This is a genomic window from Paraconexibacter sp., assembly GCF_041602235.1.
In the GTDB taxonomy this organism is placed as follows: Bacteria; Actinomycetota; Thermoleophilia; order Solirubrobacterales; family Solirubrobacteraceae; genus Paraconexibacter.
In genome coordinates this window covers 1-17,682 of record NZ_JBFIGP010000049.1, presented here as the reverse complement: position 1 = coordinate 17,682, position 17,682 = coordinate 1, and the positions used below count along the sequence as shown (strand labels likewise).

Annotated in this window: 15 protein-coding genes; 7 read left to right on the top strand and 8 right to left on the bottom strand. The window is 73.9% G+C overall.

The window, feature by feature from the left end; genetic code table 11:
• The first annotated feature begins 397 nt into the window (after positions 1-397).
• A complete protein-coding gene (locus tag ABYE80_RS06300; RefSeq protein ID WP_372789414.1) occupies positions 398-880 on the top strand; it encodes a hypothetical protein in 483 nt (160 codons plus the stop codon).
• Between the two features lie 5 nt (positions 881-885).
• Here ABYE80_RS06300 and ABYE80_RS06295 read toward each other — a convergent pair whose 3' ends face one another.
• Together ABYE80_RS06295 and ABYE80_RS06290 are read right to left on the bottom strand one after the other, a co-directional pair.
• Positions 886-2,100, bottom strand: coding sequence for a DUF4349 domain-containing protein (locus ABYE80_RS06295; protein WP_372789413.1), 1,215 nt, complete (start codon positions 2,098-2,100; stop codon positions 886-888).
• Positions 2,097-2,633, bottom strand: a complete 537-nt coding sequence (locus tag ABYE80_RS06290; protein ID WP_372789412.1) for an RNA polymerase sigma factor — start codon at positions 2,631-2,633, stop codon at positions 2,097-2,099. Before ABYE80_RS06290 ends, ABYE80_RS06295 begins: the two co-directional genes overlap by 4 nt.
• 46 nt (positions 2,634-2,679) lie before the next feature.
• On the opposite strand from ABYE80_RS06290, the gene ABYE80_RS06285 reads away from it, so the two are divergent.
• Positions 2,680-3,195 (top strand): hypothetical protein, encoded by a 516-nt coding sequence (locus ABYE80_RS06285; protein ID WP_372789411.1) that lies wholly within the window; start codon positions 2,680-2,682, stop codon positions 3,193-3,195.
• A 48-nt stretch (positions 3,196-3,243) separates the two neighbouring features.
• Here ABYE80_RS06285 and ABYE80_RS06280 read toward each other — a convergent pair whose 3' ends face one another.
• A complete protein-coding gene (locus ABYE80_RS06280; RefSeq protein ID WP_372789410.1) occupies positions 3,244-3,981 on the bottom strand; it encodes a glycerophosphodiester phosphodiesterase in 738 nt (245 codons plus the stop codon).
• On the bottom strand, positions 3,969-4,745 hold the full coding sequence (locus ABYE80_RS06275) for an Fpg/Nei family DNA glycosylase (RefSeq protein WP_372789409.1): 777 nt from the start codon (positions 4,743-4,745) through the stop codon (positions 3,969-3,971). The genes ABYE80_RS06280 and ABYE80_RS06275 overlap by 13 nt, the downstream gene beginning before the upstream one ends.
• 27 nt (positions 4,746-4,772) lie before the next feature.
• Between ABYE80_RS06275 and ABYE80_RS06270 the strand changes: the two genes are divergently transcribed.
• Positions 4,773-6,113 (top strand): FAD-binding oxidoreductase, encoded by a 1,341-nt coding sequence (locus tag ABYE80_RS06270; RefSeq protein ID WP_372789408.1) that lies wholly within the window; start codon positions 4,773-4,775, stop codon positions 6,111-6,113.
• 56 nt (positions 6,114-6,169) lie between these two features.
• Here ABYE80_RS06270 and ABYE80_RS06265 read toward each other — a convergent pair whose 3' ends face one another.
• On the bottom strand, positions 6,170-10,696 hold the full coding sequence (locus tag ABYE80_RS06265; RefSeq protein ID WP_372789407.1) for a DEAD/DEAH box helicase: 4,527 nt from the start codon (positions 10,694-10,696) through the stop codon (positions 6,170-6,172).
• Between the two features lie 109 nt (positions 10,697-10,805).
• On the opposite strand from ABYE80_RS06265, the gene ABYE80_RS06260 reads away from it, so the two are divergent.
• Positions 10,806-12,035: a thermonuclease family protein gene (locus tag ABYE80_RS06260; protein ID WP_372789406.1), complete on the top strand. Its 1,230-nt coding sequence runs from the start codon at positions 10,806-10,808 to the stop codon at positions 12,033-12,035.
• Positions 12,029-13,732, top strand: coding sequence for a calcium-binding protein (locus ABYE80_RS06255; protein WP_372789405.1), 1,704 nt, complete (start codon positions 12,029-12,031; stop codon positions 13,730-13,732). Before ABYE80_RS06260 ends, ABYE80_RS06255 begins: the two co-directional genes overlap by 7 nt.
• A 4-nt stretch (positions 13,733-13,736) precedes the next feature.
• On the opposite strand, the gene ABYE80_RS06250 is transcribed toward ABYE80_RS06255, so the two are convergent.
• Positions 13,737-14,471: a uracil-DNA glycosylase gene (locus tag ABYE80_RS06250; RefSeq protein ID WP_372789404.1), complete on the bottom strand. Its 735-nt coding sequence runs from the start codon at positions 14,469-14,471 to the stop codon at positions 13,737-13,739.
• Entirely contained in the window at positions 14,468-15,145 is a 678-nt protein-coding gene (locus tag ABYE80_RS06245) for a TetR/AcrR family transcriptional regulator (protein WP_372789403.1), read from the bottom strand. The genes ABYE80_RS06250 and ABYE80_RS06245 overlap by 4 nt, the downstream gene beginning before the upstream one ends.
• Positions 15,146-15,172: 27 nt before the next feature.
• Here ABYE80_RS06245 and ABYE80_RS06240 point away from each other — a divergent pair, with 27 nt between their 5' ends.
• A complete protein-coding gene (locus ABYE80_RS06240; protein ID WP_372789402.1) occupies positions 15,173-15,598 on the top strand; it encodes a nuclear transport factor 2 family protein in 426 nt (141 codons plus the stop codon).
• 73 nt (positions 15,599-15,671) lie between these two features.
• Positions 15,672-16,883: a lipase family protein gene (locus ABYE80_RS06235; protein WP_372789401.1), complete on the top strand. Its 1,212-nt coding sequence runs from the start codon at positions 15,672-15,674 to the stop codon at positions 16,881-16,883.
• A gap of 17 nt (positions 16,884-16,900) precedes the next feature.
• On the opposite strand, the gene ABYE80_RS06230 is transcribed toward ABYE80_RS06235, so the two are convergent.
• Positions 16,901-17,682: dTDP-glucose 4,6-dehydratase (locus ABYE80_RS06230; protein ID WP_372789400.1), on the bottom strand; the 782-nt coding region annotated here is incomplete at its 5' end.

The following is a 17,682-nucleotide window of genomic DNA, read 5'->3' as shown; positions in this document are numbered from 1 at the left end:
AGCTCGTCGTGCAGGTAGGCCCTGGCCTTCGTCGGTCCCCGGCCGACGTGCTCCGCCAGCACGGTGACCACCATCGTCGAGATGGCGGCCGCCAGCGGCCCGCCCTTCAACTGCTCTGAGGAATCTGCGGACATGGTGCCTCTCCTTCCCCTGGGTTGGGCGAGCACCGAGACGTGAGGAGGACCGTCCGGAGGGGTGATCGCCCGCGCGTCTTGCCAACGTCCTCGAGGAGGCCGTCCCAAACTCGCGTCCAGACACGGTACCCATGCGAGGGGGATGCTCGTCGCACCTCCACGAGCCTGGTTAGGATCCGCCGCGCAGGGACTGACCCGGGGGGAACCGCCGGTGCCGGGACCGCTCCAGCGAAGCAGCCGACGACGGTCGGCCACGTGAGCACATGGTTTCCGGCACCCCTATCGACGACAGATACGACCACGCCCTGCAGTCGCTGCTGGCGGCCCGTCAGGATCTCGAGGCGCTCAGCAACGGCTCCGCCGGGTCGCTGGCTCCAGCCCGTCAGGCGGTCGACGAGGCGATCGCGGCGCTGCGCGGGGTGCGGGAGCGGCGGATCGTGTCGGTGGTCATCGGGCACGACCACGATCTCGTCCGTGCCGAGCGGGTCGTGTCGATCGTCCGGGCGGCGACGGCCGGGATACCGGCCCCCGGTGCGCGCGTCGAGATCATGAGCAGCGGCGAGGGACTGCGGATCCTGGTCGTCGACGACACGCGGTTGAGCACGGTGCCGGACCCTCCCGCCGACCAGTCGGGGCTCGCGGTGCCGCAGGCGGTACGTGAGCTCGCGGCCCAGGCGGGAGGGATCGCGTACTGGGATCCGGTTGCGCCCACGGGGGCCGTGCTCGTCGTCGTCCTGCCGCCGTGACGGCGCTACACGGCGTCGAGCGCACGCGACCGCGCCCGTCGGCGCGCCGACCGCGCGGCGATGAGGGCCGGTACCACGAGCAGTCCCGCGGGAACGAGGATCGCCGCGACGACGACCAGGACGGAGGCGGTGACCTCGAGGACCCTGGCCGCGTCCCGCAGCGCGTCCGCTGGGGTCCACGCGGCGCCGCCGGTGTCCTGGGACGCTCGGTCGCCGCGCACGGTGAGGCCGACGGTCGCACGGTCGGTCCGGGCCCGCAGGCCGCGTAGCGCACCCTCCAGGGACGCGATCCGCCGACGGCTGTCGGCGATCCTGGCCCGCAGGCTCGAGACCTGGCGGTCGCTCTTCGCGCGCGCGAGCGCCTTCAGCAGCGCCTGGCGCTCGTCCCGGGCGTCCTGCAACCGGGAGGCGGTGGAGACGACGGTCCCCGTGATGTCGTCGCTCTCCTGCACCAGGGCGCTCACGTGGGCGAGTCGCGAGAGCTCGGCGATGGCGCGGTCCAGCCGCGCGGCCGGCACCCGGAGGTCGAACACGGCCTCGCCGCCGTCGTCCGTCGTCGTGATCTGGGACGACGCCACGACCCCGCCGAGGGACTGGACCGTGCGGATGACCGCGTCGGACACCGCCTGGACGTCCTGCGGGGCGGTCGACAGCGTCATCTGCGCCGCACGCTCGACCCGGCGCGGACCACCGAGGCCACCGGGGTCGGTCGTGGTCGGGGGCGCCGGGGCGGTCGCGGAGGACTGCGGCGCCGCGGAACCCGACGGCGACGGCGCACGGGCGGCCTCGTCGCCACCGGACCGCTCCTGCGCCTCGCCCGCTGTGCCGGCGCCGTCCTCGGCGCTCCCCCCGGCCGGGGGCGCCGACGACGTCACGGGTCGCGCGTCGTCCCCGCCCGTCAGCGCGGCGCTCGCCACCACCAGCGCGAGCACGACCGTCGCGGCGGCGCCGAGGGCGGTCCGCAGCGCGGGCCGGGGCGCCACGAAGCGGCGCAAGCGGCCTCCCGGACGATCCGCGGCGAACCCGGAGGCCACGCGAGCATCGAGGTCCGACCGGGCCGGACCGGTGAGGTCCGGTACCTGATCGCGGACGTCGCGGACGAGTGCCGAGAGGACCGGGTCGGCTCCCGGAGCGCCGGCCAGCGCCCGCTCGAGCTCCTGCAGCTCGGCGGCGACCACGGGGTCCAGCTCGTCGTCGTGGGTCCTGATGCGGCGGATCATGAGCAGGCCTTCCGGAGCTTGGTGACGGCACGGTGGATGCGGGTACCGGCGTTGGCCTCGGAGATCCCGAGCATCCGGGCGATCTCGACGTTGGTGAGGCCGGCGTGGAACTTCAGGGCGATCAGCTCGCGCTCCCTCGTGTCGAGGGTGGCCAGCGCGGCACGGACGGTGGCGCGGCGGTCGGCCGCCTCGGTCGCGTCGTCCACGGCGTCGAGGTCGGCCGCTGCCGCGGGGTCGTCGGGTTCCACGACGAGGGCGGCGGTGCGCTGTCGCCGTCGCAGCTCGTCGAGGGCGGCGTTCCGCGCGATGCCGAACACCCAGGCGCGCTGGCTGCCGCGGCGGGCGTCGTACCGCGCGCGCTTGCGGTAGGCGCGCTCGAACGCGAGGGCCGTGACGTCCTCCGCGGCACCGCGGTCCCGCAGCACGGAGAACACGTAGGCGAAGACGTCGGAAACTGTTTGGCGGTAGAGCGCGTCGAATGGCACCTGTGCCGTGTTCCGTTGGGGCAGAGCCATGGTCAAGGTGTCACTCATGCCGGTACTACGACGCAACCGGCGACCCATCACGTATCGTCGTGGGATGGTCGCCCGTAGCGCAACCCCCGCGCTCGCGGCCCTCCTCGCGTGCGCCGCGGCCGTCCCGGCGGACGCGGCCGGCAAGGGCAGGTCGATCGCCAAGTCGAAGCTCCTGTGGGCGACGGTGAACGTCTGCGACACCGTCGACAAGCCGAACGTCATCGGGATCCGTGCCTCGATGCCCGGGAGCGGGATCCGGTCCGAGCGCATGTACGTGCGCTTCCAGGTCCAGTTCCGGGCGGCCGCCGACCGCAAGTGGCACAACGTCGGGAAGGCCGGCGACAGCGGCTTCATCGCCATCGGCTCCGCCCGCTACCGGGCGCGTCAGGCCGGCCGGAACTTCACGATCAAGCCGCCGTCCGACGGTGGCGCGTACCGCCTGCGTGGCGCGGTGACCTACGAGTGGCGGATCGATGGCAAGGTCGTCCGCCGGGTGCGCAAGCGCACGCTCAAGCGGCGCGGCGCCACGCGCGGCGCCGATCCCAAGGGCTACAGCGCCGGCAGCTGCGTCATCCGCTGAGGCGACCGACGGGCACGGCGGTCCGCCGGTGGGGCGGTGGGCACCGGGTCAGCCGAACAGGCGAGGGTCGTTGGTGATGATGCCCGCGACCCCCATCGCCTCGAGCGTGGCGATGCGCGCCGCGTCGTCGACGGTCCAGACGAACAGCTCGCCGCCGGCGTCGCGCACCGCCGTCGCCATGCGCGGCGTCACGAGCGACCAGTGCGCCATGAGGGCGTCGACGCGTCCCTCGCGCATCGCGGCCGCCGCCTGCCCGGGCAGCGTCCGGCGCAGGACGCCGATGACCCCGTAGGCGACCGGGCGCGTGAGCGGATGGGCGAGGTAGTCGCGCCGGACCTTCGGGACCGACCACCCGAGGCGGACGGCGGGTTCGAGGGCGCGGACGCGCTCCAGGGACGTCGCCTCCATCGTGGATATCAGGGAGCGCGACACCAGCCCGTGGTCGTGCAGGGCGGCCAGGACGGCCTCCTCGTACCCGGGGAGCTTCAGGTCGACGTCGAGCTCGATCCCGGCGAACCGCGGCGCGGCGAGATGCGCGAGGCCCTCGGCGAGCGTCAGCGGGGTGCGGGCGCGGGCGTCGACGAAGTCGTGCGCGAGCAGCAGCTCCCCGCTGCCGTCCTCGTGCTCGGGGAGCACGTCGAACTCGATCATGTCGACGCCGAGGCGCAGCGCCTCGTCGAAGCTCGCGGCGGTGTTGCCGTGGGCCAGGGCGTGCGCGCCCTTGTGGCCGACGCGTCGTGGCCGACGGGCCGGCTCCCCCCGTGCGTGGTCGATCACCCCTGGCATCCCGGACACCAGTATGTCGTGCGGTTGCCGTCCCCGAGCCGAGCCATCCGTATCGGCGTGCGACAACGCGGGCAGGGGCGGCCGTCGCGGCCGTACGCCCGGGCGTCCCGTCCACCCGATCCGGTCCGGGCGGACGCGGCCATGCGCGGGTGGACGAGGTCGACCAGCGCCCGGGCCTCGTCGTCGGTCACCCGCCCCGCCGGGCGCTGTGGGTCGACGCGCGCCTCCCAGCACGCCTCGCTCTTCCAGATGTTGCCGATGCCCGCGACCGTCCGCTGGTCGAGCAGGGCGTCCCCGATCGGGCGCGTCGGGTCGTCCTGACGGAGACGGTGCACGAAGCGCTCGCTGTCGAACGGGGACACGCAGATGTCGGGTCCCAGCGACTGCAGGCGCAGATCGAACCGGGTGCGGGACTCGGTGAGCAACTCCAGGACGGGGCCGTCGAACTCGACGACCTCGTGCCCTCGCGCGCGCAGGACCAGCCATGCGCGCCGCGGGGACCGCCGCCACCGGGCGCCGGCGACGTACGTGCCCCACGACCCGGTCATCCGGAGGTGCGAGTGGATCGTGAGGTCCCCCTCGAACCGCAGGAACAGGTGCTTGCCGTGCGCGTCCACCGATACCACCTCGCGGCCGGCCAGGCGCTCGGGCCAGCGGTCCGCGCCGAACCGGGGGTGCGGGGTGAGGATCTCGTCCGGCACGCCGCCCAGCAGGATCGGGCGGATGCGGTTCGCGGCGTGGTGGATGGTGTCGCCCTCTGGCATGCGGTACGCCCAGAGTACGCTCGGGAGGTGATCGCGGACCTCGCACGGCTCGTCGGAGCGGAGCACGTCGTCGCGGAGCCCAGGGCCGACGCCCTGGCCGACGCGAGCGCCTACGCCGGGGTGTCGGGCCAGGCGGCGGCGCTCGTCCGCCCGGGGCACGCGGAGGAGGTCGCGTCGGTCGTCACGTGGTGCGCGGATCGCGGGGTCCCCGTGGTCCCGCGCGGGGGCGGCACCGGCTTCAGCGGCGGATGCGTCCCGCAGGACCCGACCTCCGTGGTGGTGGCCGTCGACCGGCTCGACGCGGTCCGGGCGCTCGACCCGCTGCAGTGGCGGGCCCACGTCGAGGCGGGGGTCACCACCGCGCGTCTCGCGCGCCTGGCGCGGGAGAACGGCCTGCGGTTCCCGGTCGATCCCGGGGCCGCCGAGCAGTCCCACGTCGGCGGCAACATCGCCACCAACGCGGGTGGACCGCACTGCTTCAAGTACGGCGTGACGCGCGCGTGGGTCCTCGGCGTCGAGGCGGTGCTCGGGAACGGGGACCTCGTCACGGTGGGCGGTTCGGTCCGCAAGGACGCGGCGGGGTACGACCTCGCCGGCCTGCTCTGCGGCAGCGAGGGCACCCTGGGCATCATCACCGCCGCCTGGATGCGCCTGATCCCGGCACCGCCGATCGAGGTCCCGCTCGCGGCGGTCTTCGCCGATGCCCGCGCCGGGCAGGACGGGATCGACGCGGTGCTCGGCAGCGGCGTCGTCCCGGCGGTCGTCGAGTTCCTGGACGCGGGGTCGCTGCGCGCGGCCGGGCCGACCTTCCCCGGCGGGCTGCCCCGCGACGCGGGGTTCCTGCTCATCGTCGAGGTGGACACCACCGAGGACGACGTCGCCGAGGTCGTGCAGGCGCTGGACGAGGCGGGCGGGACCGTGCTGCGCCCCGACGACCGCGAGCTGTGGCGCTGGCGCGACGGCGTGTCGATCGCGGTGGCCGCCCAGCACGGCGGGAAGCTCAGCGAGGACATCGGCGTGCCCGTCGAGTGCGTCGCCGAGGCGGTGCAGGCCACCGTCGAGATCGCGGCGCGGCACGGCCTGGAGGGCTGTTCGTGGGGGCACGCCGGCGACGGCAACCTGCACTCGACGTTCCTGCTCGACCCGACCGACGCGGCGCAGCTGGAGCGAGCGGACGCCGCCGCCAAGGACCTGTTCGCGATGGCGCTCTCGCTCGGCGGCACCGTGAGCGGAGAGCACGGGATCGGCTTGCTGAAGGCCGGGTGGCTGTCGAAGCAGTGGGCGCCCGGCGCGGTCGCGGCGCAGGAGGCGATCCGGCACGCGCTGGACCCGGCCGGCGTGATGAACCCGGGCGTCAAGCGGCCCTGAGCGCGCCGCCGCATCGCGAGGCTCCTCCGCCGGGCCCCGGCGCGTCGTCGTCGGCCTCAGGCGCTGAGCGTCAGCTTGGTCGGCCCCGCCCGGAAGCCGACCTCCACCAGCAGCGGCTCGAGCGCGTGCCCGACGACGTGCTCCCCGTCGAGCTTCTCCACCGCCAGCTTTCGGCCGCGGCCCTCGCGCACCCAGGCAGCCAGGGCGTCGAGCGCGGGGCGCAGCCGCGGGTCGTCGCCGTCGACCAGGGTGCGCAGCGACCGTCCGCCGCGCTCGACGAACACCACCGGCTCCGATCCGGCCAGGACCACCTGCGCTCCGGCGACCCGTTGCGGCGAGCGGGTCTCGCCGTCACGTCGGGGCCAGGGCAGCACGCTGCCGTAAGGCTGCGCCGGGTCGGCGGCGGCGAGCACGATCGGCGGCGCCTCGTCGTCGGCCTTCTGCGCGCGCAGCCGCTCGACGGCGCCCGGGAGGGCGAACTGCGCGCCGCCGAGCCCCTCGACGAAGTACCCGCGCCGGCAGACCCCGAGCGTCTCGAGGTCGCCGAACACGTCGTAGAGGCCGCTGAAGCCCCCGGCGATGCCCTCGCCGACGACGTGCTCACGGGTGACGATCCCGTGGCGCTCGAGCAGGAGCTCGGCCACCACCCGGCGGCGCGCGCGGGGATCGACGACCTCCGCGTCCGCCGACACGAACAGCGGCGACGCCGACGACCAGCGGCCGACGACCTGGGCCTGCGCGCCGAGGCGCCGCGAGGAGAACCGCGTGCCCGCCCGCGTGCCCCGGCGGGCCGCGCGCGCGGCGTTCGCCCGGGCCAGCGTCAGCCGTGGCGCGCGGAGCGGCGCCCATGCGTCGTTGGTCGCCTCGCCCGCCCACACGAGATCCCACAGCGCGTCCTGCAGCGCCTCGGGCTCCACGTCGGCGAGCTCGGCCAGCAGGTCCGTGAAGAAGGCGGGGGAGGTGCGAAGCCGGTCCCGCAGCGCCTCGTGCACGGGGCCCGACGGCGGTTCGGCTCCACCGCCGGGGCGGAGCCCGGGCGGACCGATCGCGGCAGCGTCCTCGCGGAAGTAGAGCGCCACGCGCCCGGAGCGGCGCCCGATCGCCCCCGCTCCCACCCAGACGACCTCGCCGCTCGCGCAGAGCTGGTCCAGCCACGTCGGTGAGTACGCCCCGACCCGGCGCGGCAGGATCTCGGTCTCCCACAGGTCCGCCGGCAGCGCGAGGCCCTGCAACGGGATCAGCGTCTCCCGGAGCCGGTCGATGCCGGCTCCGGCAGCCGGGTGGCGATCCACGCCGTGCCAGGAGGGCATGAACCGTCCGAGGGCGCGCTGGTCCGCCGCCTCGATCTCGTGACGGAGGGCGGCCAGCGACGCGCGCCGCAGGCGGCGCAGGACGTCGCTGTCGCACCATTCCCGCGTGGTGCCGCCGGGCCGCAGCTCGCCCTGGACGAGGGTCCCGTCGCGCTCGAGGTCCTTCAGCGCGCCGGTCGGGTCGACGCCGTACCGGGCGCGCAGCTCCCCGGCGGTGAACGGTCCGTGCGTCCGCGCGTACCGCGCGACCAGCGTGCGCAGCGCGTCGGGGACGTCCGCGACGAACGCCGCCGGCAGCCCGCCGGGGGGCACGGTGCCGAGCGCGTCGCGGTAGAGGCCGGCGTCGTCCGCGGCGACCCAGCGGTCCTGCCCGCCGATCCGCAGGCGTACCGCACGTCGCTCGTCCGCCAGCGCGGTGAGCGCGGCGTCGACGTCGACCCCGTCGTGCGCCCGCTCCCGCACCTCCTCGAGGGTCAGGTCGCCGACGCGACGCAGGACGTCGGCCAGCTCGTCGCGGGTCGTGGCACGCGTGCGGTCGCTGGTGTGCTGCAGGTCCGCCTCGACCTGCTCCAGCGCGGCGGCGTCGATGAGCTCACGGAGCTCGTCCTGTCCGAGCAGCTCGCGCAGCAGGTCCCTGTCCAGCGACAGCGCCGCCGCCCGGCGCTCCGCGTTGGGCGTGTCGCCCTCGTACATGTAGGTCGCGACGTAGTCGAACAGCAGCGACCCGGCGAACGGCGAGGCGCGCTTGGTCTCGACGGGGACGAGCGAGATCTCGCGGCGGTGCAGCGCGCGCAGCAGCTCGATCGTCCCGGGCACGTCGAGCACGTCACGCAGGCACTCGCGGTAGGTCTCGAGGATGATCGGGAACTGCCCGTAGCGCTTGGCGACCTCCAGCAAGGTCTGCGACTTCAGTCGCTGCTGCCACAGAGGGGTGCGCTTGCCGGGGTAGGCGCGGGGGATCAGCAGCGCCCGTCCGGCGTTCTCGCGGAACCGCGCGCCGAACAGCGCGCTCGAGCCGAGCTCGCCCACGACGAGGTCCTCCAGCTCGTCGGGGTCGACCATCACGAGATCGAGCACCTCGTCGACGCCCGTGTCGTCGGCGTCGGGGAGGTGGACGATGATCCCGTCGTCCGACCAGATCGCGTCGGACTCCAGGCCGAGCTCGTCACGGATGCGCGCCGCCAGGGCGAGGCCCCAGGCCGCGTGGACACGTCCGCCGAACGGCGAGAGCACGCAGACCCGCCAGTCGCCCAGCTCGTCCCGGAAGCGCTCGACCACCACCGCCCGGTCGGACGGGATCACCCGCGTCGCCTCCTGCTGCTCGACGAGGAACGCGATCAGGTTGCGCGCCGCGCGCGGGTCGAGGTCGTACTCCGCCTCGAGCTGCTCCGGCGGGAGGTCGACGGCGGTACGGGCGAACGCCCCCATCGCCTCTCCGAGCTCCTTCGGCCTCCCGACGCTGTCCCCGCGCCAGAACGGCACCGCGCCGGGCGCCCCGGGCGCGGGGGTCACGACGACCCGGTCGCGCTGGATCTCCTCGATCCGCCAGGTCGAGGCGCCGAGCAGGAACGTCTGCCCCGGGCGCGCCTCGTAGACCATCTCCTCGTCGAGCTCGCCGACCCGCCGGCCGTCCGGCAGCGTGACGGAGTACAGCCCGCGGTCGGGGATCGTGCCCGCGTTGACGATCGCCAGCGATCGGGCTCCCCGGCGTGGCCGGATCGTCCCGGCGACGCGGTCCCACACGATCCGGGGCCGCAGGTCGCCGAACTCCTGCGACGGGTAGCGCCCGTCGAGCATGTCGAGCACGTTCTCCAGCAGCTCGCGCGGCAGCTCCGCGTAGGAGTGCGTCCGCGTGACGAGCGCGTGCAGGTCGTCGACCGAGACGACCGCGTCGTCCTCACCGGCGCCGGCCGACGCCGCGATCGCCACCACCTGCTGCGCCAGGACGTCGAGGGCGTTGCGCGGTACGACGGTCGGCTCGATCCGGCCTTCGCGCATGAGCTTCGCGACGACCGCGCACTCCAGCAGGTCGCCGCGGAACTTCGGGAAGAACCGGCCCTTGGACACGTCACCGACGTTGTGTCCGGCCCGCCCGATGCGCTGCAGGCCGCGCGCGACGGACTTCGGGGACTCGACCTGGAGCACGAGGTCGACCGCGCCCATGTCGATGCCCAGTTCCAGCGACGAGGTCGCGACCAGGCACGGCAGCTCGCCGCTCTTGAGCAGGTCCTCGACGACCAGGCGCTCCTCGCGGGCCAGGGAGCCGTGATGGGCGCGCGCGATGATCTCGATCTCGGCGGCCTCGTCCTCCGGGGCGTCGTCGGGCCGTGCGTTGTGCAGGTCGTTCAGCCGCAGCGCCAGGCGCTCCGCCGCGCGCCGGTTGTTGACGAAGATGATCGTGGAGCGGTGCTCGTGCACGAGCCGCAGCAGCTCGGGGTAGATCGCGGGCCAGATCGACCGGCGGGTCGCCTCGCCCCCGACCACGGGCTCGAGCGGGTCCCGGTCGAGCGACTCGTCCGGCTCGACCATCGACTCCACGGGCACGTGGATCTTGAGATCCAGCGGCTTGCGGATCCCCGCGTCGACGATGCGGCACGTCCGCCGCGGTCCGACCATGAAGCGACCGACCTCTTCCAGCGGGTTCTGCGTGGCGCTCAGGCCGATGCGCTGGACGTCCCGGCCCTCAACGTCCTGAACGCCCGCGCTGAGGCGCTCCAGCGTGAGCGCGAGATGGGAGCCGCGCTTCGTCGCCGCGACCGCATGGATCTCGTCCACGATGACCGCCTCGACCGCGGTGAGCATCTCGCGCGCCTGCGAGGTGAGCATCAGGTAGAGCGACTCGGGCGTGGTGATGAGGATGTCCGGCGGGGTGCGCAGCATCTGGGCGCGGTCGCGCTGCGGCGTGTCCCCGGTGCGGATCGCGACCGTCGGCGTCCGGGACTCGTCCCCGCCCGCGATGCCGCGCAGGGGCGCCCGCAGGTTGCGTTCGACGTCGTGGGAGAGCGCCTTGAGCGGTGAGACGTACACCAGGCGCACGCGACGGTCCTTCGGGGGGACCTCCGCGGGCCACGGGTCCGCGACCAGCCGGTCGAGGCCCCAGAGGAACGCGGCGAGCGTCTTGCCGGACCCGGTCGGCGCGCTGATCAGCGTGTGGTCGCCGGTGGCGATCGCGGGCCACGCCTGCGCCTGGACCTCCGTGGCCTGCGCGAACGCGGCGCCGAACCAGTCACGGACGGCGGGGGTGAAGGCGGCGAGCGGGTCCGGCTGGGTCACCGTTCGAGGGTACCCGCCCATCGGCGAGGTGGATCATCGACGCCGGTTCGGGAAGGATGCCGGGTCGCACGCGTCTGTCCTCCTGACACGTCCCCTCCCCGGAGCTCTCATGTCCTCCCACCCTGCCCGTCTCATGGTCGTCCTCCTGGCCGCACTGCTGGCGCTCCCCACCGCGGCGAACGCTGCCTCGAGCCGGAAGGCGACGGTGGTGTCGGTGCTCGACGGCGACACCGTCCGGGTCAAGATCGGCGCGCGGATCGCCACGATCGACCTGATCGGGGTCAGAGCGCCGACCGGGAGGAGCTGCTTCGCCCGCGAATCGCGGAGCGCCCTGCGCAAGCTGCTGCCGACGAGGGCCTCGGTCGCGGTGCTCGACGAGAGCCGGGTCCGGGGTCGCGGGCGGTACGTCACCCGCAAGGGCAGGCTCATCAACACGGAGATGCTGCGCAAGGGCAACGCGCGGCTGGGCGGCCTGACCAACGTGAGGAAGGCGTCGGCGCTGCGAGCGGCCGAGCGCTCCGGCCGCACGGCGCGCCGCGGTCTGCACCGCATCTGCGTCGCTACCAAGGCCCCGGCGACGACGGAGCCGGCCGTCACCCCGGACACGCAGCCGGGACCGGTGCCGCAGGCGGCGGCGATCCGCGCCGCGCTCGCCGGACGCACGCTCACGGAGCTGTTCACCGACAACCAGCGTTCGGAGCGCAACGACACGCGGTTCTGCGCCGACGGTCGCACGGAGCGGCGCGAGGAGCTGATCCAGAACGGTCGCGAGCAGCCGCTGATCGTGGACCTGAAGGGCTCGTGGGCGGTCCTCGACACCCAGGCCGCCCCGGACGGATCGATCACCGCGCAGGTGGCTGTGCGCTCGGACGATCCGAGTTTCGACACCCGCATCCTGAACCTCGTGCTCGGGACCGACGGCAAGGTCCGCAGTCCCCGCTTCAACGCCAGCGACGTCCAGCCCGACACCCGGTCGTGTGCCGCCGCCCCGACCGGCGCACCGGTGGAGAACGACACTCCCGCGAGCCGTGACGGCCTGGTCGCCGCGGTCAGCGGCGCCCGGCTCGAGGCGGCCGGACGGCAGACCGACGTCTGTCCGGGGCCGCGGCTCGTGCGCCGGGAGAACGGCGTCGTGGTCGCCGACGGGACGCTCGGGGTCGAGTGGGCGATCAGCGACGGCACGACGCGCCTGGGCGTCATGCAGGTCACCGATGCCTCGCGCGGCACCTCGCGCCGACTGCTCGTGCAGGTGAGCGGCGGCGGTCCCGTGCAGATACAGGAGCTCGGACGGGACGGCGCGGCGGCCGTCACCGCCACGCGGGGGACGGCCTCGTGCTGAGGTCGACGGTCACGACCGGTCTGATCGCCGCGGCGGTCCTGGCCTGCGCCGGGGAGGCCTCGGCGGCGTTCACGGTCTCCCGCTCGGGCCCGCAGGACGGCGAGACGCTCTCGATCCGGGGCACCAACGGGGAGGACGCGCTGCAGGTCACGATCGCCTCGCGCGCGGCCGCCGTCGACTCGGAGGAGGTCGTCACGATCGAGGGGGCCGACGGGTCGACGACCGGCCCGCGGTGCACGTCGACGACCGACAACAAGGGGTTCACGACCGCGGTCTGCACGATCGTCCGAGGGGGCACCGTGGTCATCGCGACCGCGGGCGGTGACGACCGGGTGTTGTTGAAGGGCTCGACGGACGGCGTCCAGGTGCCTCCCGGCCGACGCGCCGTGATCGTCGACCTCGACCGCGGCGACGACCGGCTCTCGAGCTCGCTGACCGGATCGCCCGCCGCGGACGGGACGCCGCTGATCCGGGTGCTCGGCGACGTGGGGAGCGACGTCCTCAGCGCCGGGCCCGCCGCGCACGAGCTCGACGGCGGCGCGGACAAGGACATCCTGGACGGCGACCGCGGCAACGACGTCCTGCTGGGCGGACCGGGCGAGGACACGTTGCGGGGCGGCCCGGGCCAGGACCTTCTCGACGGCGGCAGCGCCGGTGATCGCCTCGACGGCGGGCCCGACTTCGACACCGTCGCGTACGGCGGCACCCGTGCGGCGGGCGTCGAGGTGACCCTCGACGGCCGCTGCAACGACGGCGGCGCGGAGGACACGCGGGCGGCGGCACCGGTCAACGTGGCTCCGTCGGGCGGGTGCGCGCCCAACGGGGTCGACCGCGATCTCGTCGAGAACGTCGAGGCGGTGATCGGCACCTCGCGGGCCGACACCCTGATCGGCGGCAACGGCGACGAGTTGCTCTCCGGCGGCGGCGGCGACGACACCGTCGAAGGCGGGATCGGCGTCGACACGCTGATCGGCGGGGACGGCGTCGACCTGCTCCTCGCGCGCGACGAGGTCGCCGATGCGCGCGTGGCGTGCGGCTCGGGCGCGCCTCCGTTCGTCACCCAGCCGCCGCCGACCCCGGGCGACCGTGCGGTGCTCGACCAGTTCGACCCCACCGGGCCCGACTGCACCTCGATCGAGCGGGGCGGGCAGGGCGTGACCGGCCCGGCCGACGAGCGCCCGGTCCCGCAGGCCCCACCTGCCGATCGTCCGGCGGATCCGCCGCCGCCCGCTGCGCCGCCGTCGAGCTTCACGTCGCTCAACGGCGGCAACGAGCTCGGCGCGCTCCCCGGCGGCGGCGCGGCGGGCAAGCCGCCTGAGATCAAGGTCATCTCGCGCCGTGCGACGCCGGACCGCCGTGGCCGGGTCGCGCTGCGGATCGCGTGCGTGTACCAGGCGCGGGCGTGCGTCTCCCGGCTCACGCTGACGGCCCCCAGGACCCTGCGGGCGGGCAAGGGCAGACGGGCCGTGCGGATTCGCAAGGGCGCCGTGCTCGGCAGCGCCGGCGCGACGATCCCCTGGGGTCGCAGCGCGGCGGTGCGCGTGACGCTCACGACGACGGCGCGCAAGCTGATCGCCCGCACCCGCAGGCCGACATCGCTGCGGCTGAAGGTGGTCGCCCGTGACGGCGGTCAGCCGGCGGACGCCAAGGCGGTGACGCGGACGGCGACCGTCGAGGTCGGCCGCGGGGAGCGCTGAGGAATCACAGCCCGGCGAGGTCCCGGGCCCGGGCGAGCACCGCGTCGATCATCGGCTCGGTGAGCCGCCCGGTGAACGTGTTCTGCTGCGAGACGTGGAAGCAGCCGAGCATCGGCAGCCAGGCACCGTCGTCGAACTCGACGCCGTGGCCGAACCGGGGCTTCGGACGGGCCGCCGGGGCACCGGCGGCGACCCGCAGCCGCAGCGCCGCGTCCCAGGCGAACCCGCCGAGGCACACGACGACCTGGAGCTCTCGGAGCAGCTCGAGCTCCCGCACCGACCACGGCAGGCACGTGTCCCGTTCCTGCGGAGTGGGCTTGTTGGCGGGGGGCGCGCAGCGAACCGCCGCGGTCACCCACGTGTGCCGCAGCCGCAGCCCGTCGTCCCGCGAGACCGCATGGGCCTGGTTGGCGAGCCCGACCCGGTGCAGCGCGGCGTACAGGAAGTCCCCCGACCTGTCGCCGGTGAAGACCCGACCGGTGCGGTTGGCGCCGTGAGCTGCGGGGGCCAGTCCCAGGACGAGGATGCGGGCCGACGGATCCCCGAAGCCCGGGGCCGGCCGACCCCAGTACTCCTCGTCGGCGAACGCGGCGCGCTTGACGCGCGCGACCTCCTCCCGCCAGTCCACGAGGCGCGGGCAGGCGCGACACTCCGAGACCCGGCGTTCCAGGTCGGTGAGTCCAGGGGCGGCGTCGGCCTGCTCGCTCACCTGCGCCGCCGTCGTGGCGGGCGCGGTCACCTACCGTCCAGTTCGGCCGCCTGACTGAGCAGGCCGAAGAAGAGCCGCTCGATGACCGGTTCGAGGTCCCGCGGGTCCTCCGGGAGGCCGTTGCGAAGCTGGCGGTCGACGAGCGCGGCGATGGCGCCCACGATCGCGTAGGCGTCCTCGATCGAGGCGAACTGCGGCGCTGCGTAATGCGGCGCGACGGCCCGGTTGTCGTTGTACAGCAGCTCTGCGAACAGCTGGAAGATGCGGTCCCGCCGCTCCATCGCGACGGGGCCTGCTCCGACGATCTCCACCAGCAGCGTCCGTGACGCCTCCGGGTGGGCGGTGAGGGTCTCGAGGAACGCGCGGACGCCGCGGGCGATCCACTCGTTGTAGGACTCGGACTCCCGGCGGTTGGCCCGCTGCTCGTCCGCCATCGCCTGCATGATCGTCGCGGCCGCCTGGTCGAACAGGGCCAGCAGGCACTCCTCCTTGTTGGCGAAGTGCTCGTAGAACGTGGCCTTCGACATCCCGGCCTCACGGCTGATGCCCTCGGCGCTCGCATCGGCGTAGCCGACGCGTGAGAACACGCGTGCGGCCGCCTCGAACAGACGCTCGCGCTGGACGCCCACGCGAACCTCCAGCGGCGGGGCGTGACGCCCGCGCGGGACGGTGTTGCCTGGGTTGGTGGTTGACGCCTCGGCCATCAGGCCTCCCACGGTACCCTCTCGCCGATGCAGACCCCAGTCCGCCCGCTCTTCCTCGCCCTTGCGGCGGCAACCGCCCTCGGTGGGTGCAGTCAGACGACGAACGACTCCTCGACCGATTTCCAGGGTGAGCAGAAGCTCGTCGCGAACGTCGTGGAGGACCTGCAGGACGCGGGCGCCAGCAAGGACGCCGACGGGGTCTGCCGTCTGCTGAGCGAGCAGTTGATCACCAAGATCCGGGCGACCGCGGGCGGCAACGCGTCCTGCGAGGAAGCGGTCGACGATGCGCTGCAGGACGCCGATGCCTTCGACCTCTCCGTCAAGAAGGTCACGATCACCGGTACGAACGCCACGGCCGTGGTCGAGTCCAAGGACAACGACAAGGACGTCCGCGACACGCTCACGTTCATGAAGGAGGCGGGGCGCTGGAAGATCAGCGCCCTCGCGACCTAGTTCCCGCGCGCCAGATCGGCCGTCCGGCGACCGATTCGCTCAAGCGCGGCCATCGCTGAGCCGATGAACGAGGGTGCGTCCTTTCCCCACGGCGCTGGGTGCGCTGGCGGTCGCCGCGCTCCTGGTGTGCGCGCCGGCTGCTCCGGCAGCGGCGAAGAAGATCCCGAAAGGCCCTTCCGGCTCGGCCTTCTACAGCCCCCCGAAGAAGCTCCCGAAGGGCGCCCACGGCACCCTGATCCGCGCGCGCCGCGTGAGCTCGAAGAGCCCGGTCGCCGTGCCGGGCGCAGCGCGGACGACGCTCGTGCTCTACCGCTCCCGGGCGGTTCGCGGCGGCGCCACCGCGGTGTCGGGCCTGGTCTCGGTCCCCCGTGGCAAGCCGCCGAAGCGCGGCTGGCCCGTCATCTCCTACGCCCACGGCACGAGCGGGATCGCGGATCGCTGCGCACCGTCGCGCGACACCGGCAAGGGCGCCGTGCACGCGTACCACGCCTACGTCTTCCCGTTGCTGACGCGCTGGCTCAAGGCCGGGTACGCGGTCGTGCGCACCGACTACGAGGGCCTCGGCACGCCCGGCGAGCACCCGTACCTGATCGGCCGCTCGGAAGGGCGTGCGGTGCTCGACATGGCCCGTGCCGCCCGCAAGCTCGACAAGCGCATCGGCAGGCGGATGATCGTCGCCGGCCACTCGCAGGGCGGGCACGCGGCGCTGTGGGCCGGCTCGATGGCCCGGTCCTACACGCCGGAGCTGTCGCTGCGGGGGACCGTCGCCTACGCGCCTGCGGCGAACCTCGCCGATCAGGTGCCGCTGGCGACCGCGCTGACGACGCCCGGCGGCGGCCTGAGCGGGCTCGTCGCGACGATCGTCCGCGGGCTCGACGTCGCCCGCACGCCCAGGAACGCCACCAGCGTTCTCAGCGACGTGGCGCTCGGGCTGTACCCGCGGACACTCACCGAATGCACGCCGGACCTCGCGGCGGACGGCAGCTTCGGCGGGGTCGCGCCAGCGGCGCTGCTGCGCACCGGGGCCGACCAGACCGGGGTGATCGCGGCCCTGCGGTCCAACGGCCCCGAGCGGCTCAGGTTCGGCAGGAAGCCGGTGCGCATCGACCAGGGGGCCGCCGACGGGACGGTGCTGCCGCCGTTCACCCTGTCGCTGGTCCAGAAGCTGAAGGCGAACGGCGCGAAGTCGCTCACGTACAGGTCGTACAAGGGCGTCGACCACGGCGGCATCGTGCAGAAGGCCGCCAGGACGTCGACGACGTGGATCGCCAGGCGGCTGCGCTGAGCAGCTGAGCCCCGCGCTCAGCCCAGCTTCGTGCCGTACTGGCGCTCGTAGTACTCGCGGTAGTCGCCGGAGCGGATCGGCTCCCACCAGTCCTTGCGCTCGCGATACCAGTCGACGGTCTGCTGCAGGCCGTCGGCGAACCGCACCTGCGCCTCCCACCCGAGCGCGCGGACCTTCTCGCTGCCGAGCGAGTAGCGGCGGTCGTGGCCTGGACGGTCGGTGACGCGGGTCACCAGCGCGGGATCGCAGCCGGTGAGCTCGACGATCTTCTGGACGACCTCGATGTTCGGGCACTCGTCGGGGCCACCGACGTTGTAGACCTCGCCCGGGACGCCGTGCTCCAGGACGTGACCGATCCCGCGGCCGAAGTCCTCCACGTACAGCCAGTTGCGGACCTGCATGCCGTCCCCGTAGACCGGCAGCTTGTCGCCGTGCATGGCGTTGAGGACCATGAGCGGGATGAGCTTCTCGGGGTACTGGTACGGCCCGTAGTTGTTCGAGCCGCGGCAGATGAGCGTCTCCATGCCGTAGGTCTCGGCGTAGGAGGAGACCAGGAGGTCGGCGCCCGCCTTGGTCGCGCTGTAGGGGGAGGACGGCTGGAGCGGGGACTCCTCGGTGAACGAGCCCTCCTCGATCGAGCCGTAGACCTCGTCGGTGGAGACCTGCAGGTAGCGCAGGTTCCGCTCGCGAGCGGCCTCGAGCAGGATCCAGGTCCCGATCGCGTGGGTCTTGACGAACGCGTCGGGCTCGGCGATCGAACGGTCCACATGGGTCTCGGCGGCGAAGTTCACCACCGCGT

Bases quoted from the DNA above. Each gene is read 5' to 3' on its own strand.
- ABYE80_RS06260 (WP_372789406.1), top strand. From the start codon at position 10,806: ATGTCCTCCCACCCTGCCCGTCTCATGGTCGTCCTCCTGGCCGCACTG.
- ABYE80_RS06240 (WP_372789402.1), top strand. From the start codon at position 15,173: ATGCAGACCCCAGTCCGCCCGCTCTTCCTCGCCCTTGCGGCGGCAACC.
- ABYE80_RS06300 (WP_372789414.1), top strand. From the start codon at position 398: ATGGTTTCCGGCACCCCTATCGACGACAGATACGACCACGCCCTGCAG.
- ABYE80_RS06295 (WP_372789413.1), bottom strand. From the start codon at position 2,100: ATGATCCGCCGCATCAGGACCCACGACGACGAGCTGGACCCCGTGGTC.
- ABYE80_RS06280 (WP_372789410.1), bottom strand. From the start codon at position 3,981: ATGCCAGGGGTGATCGACCACGCACGGGGGGAGCCGGCCCGTCGGCCA.
- ABYE80_RS06245 (WP_372789403.1), bottom strand. From the start codon at position 15,145: ATGGCCGAGGCGTCAACCACCAACCCAGGCAACACCGTCCCGCGCGGG.
- ABYE80_RS06285 (WP_372789411.1), top strand. From the start codon at position 2,680: ATGGTCGCCCGTAGCGCAACCCCCGCGCTCGCGGCCCTCCTCGCGTGC.
- ABYE80_RS06275 (WP_372789409.1), bottom strand. From the start codon at position 4,745: ATGCCAGAGGGCGACACCATCCACCACGCCGCGAACCGCATCCGCCCG.
- ABYE80_RS06290 (WP_372789412.1), bottom strand. From the start codon at position 2,633: ATGAGTGACACCTTGACCATGGCTCTGCCCCAACGGAACACGGCACAG.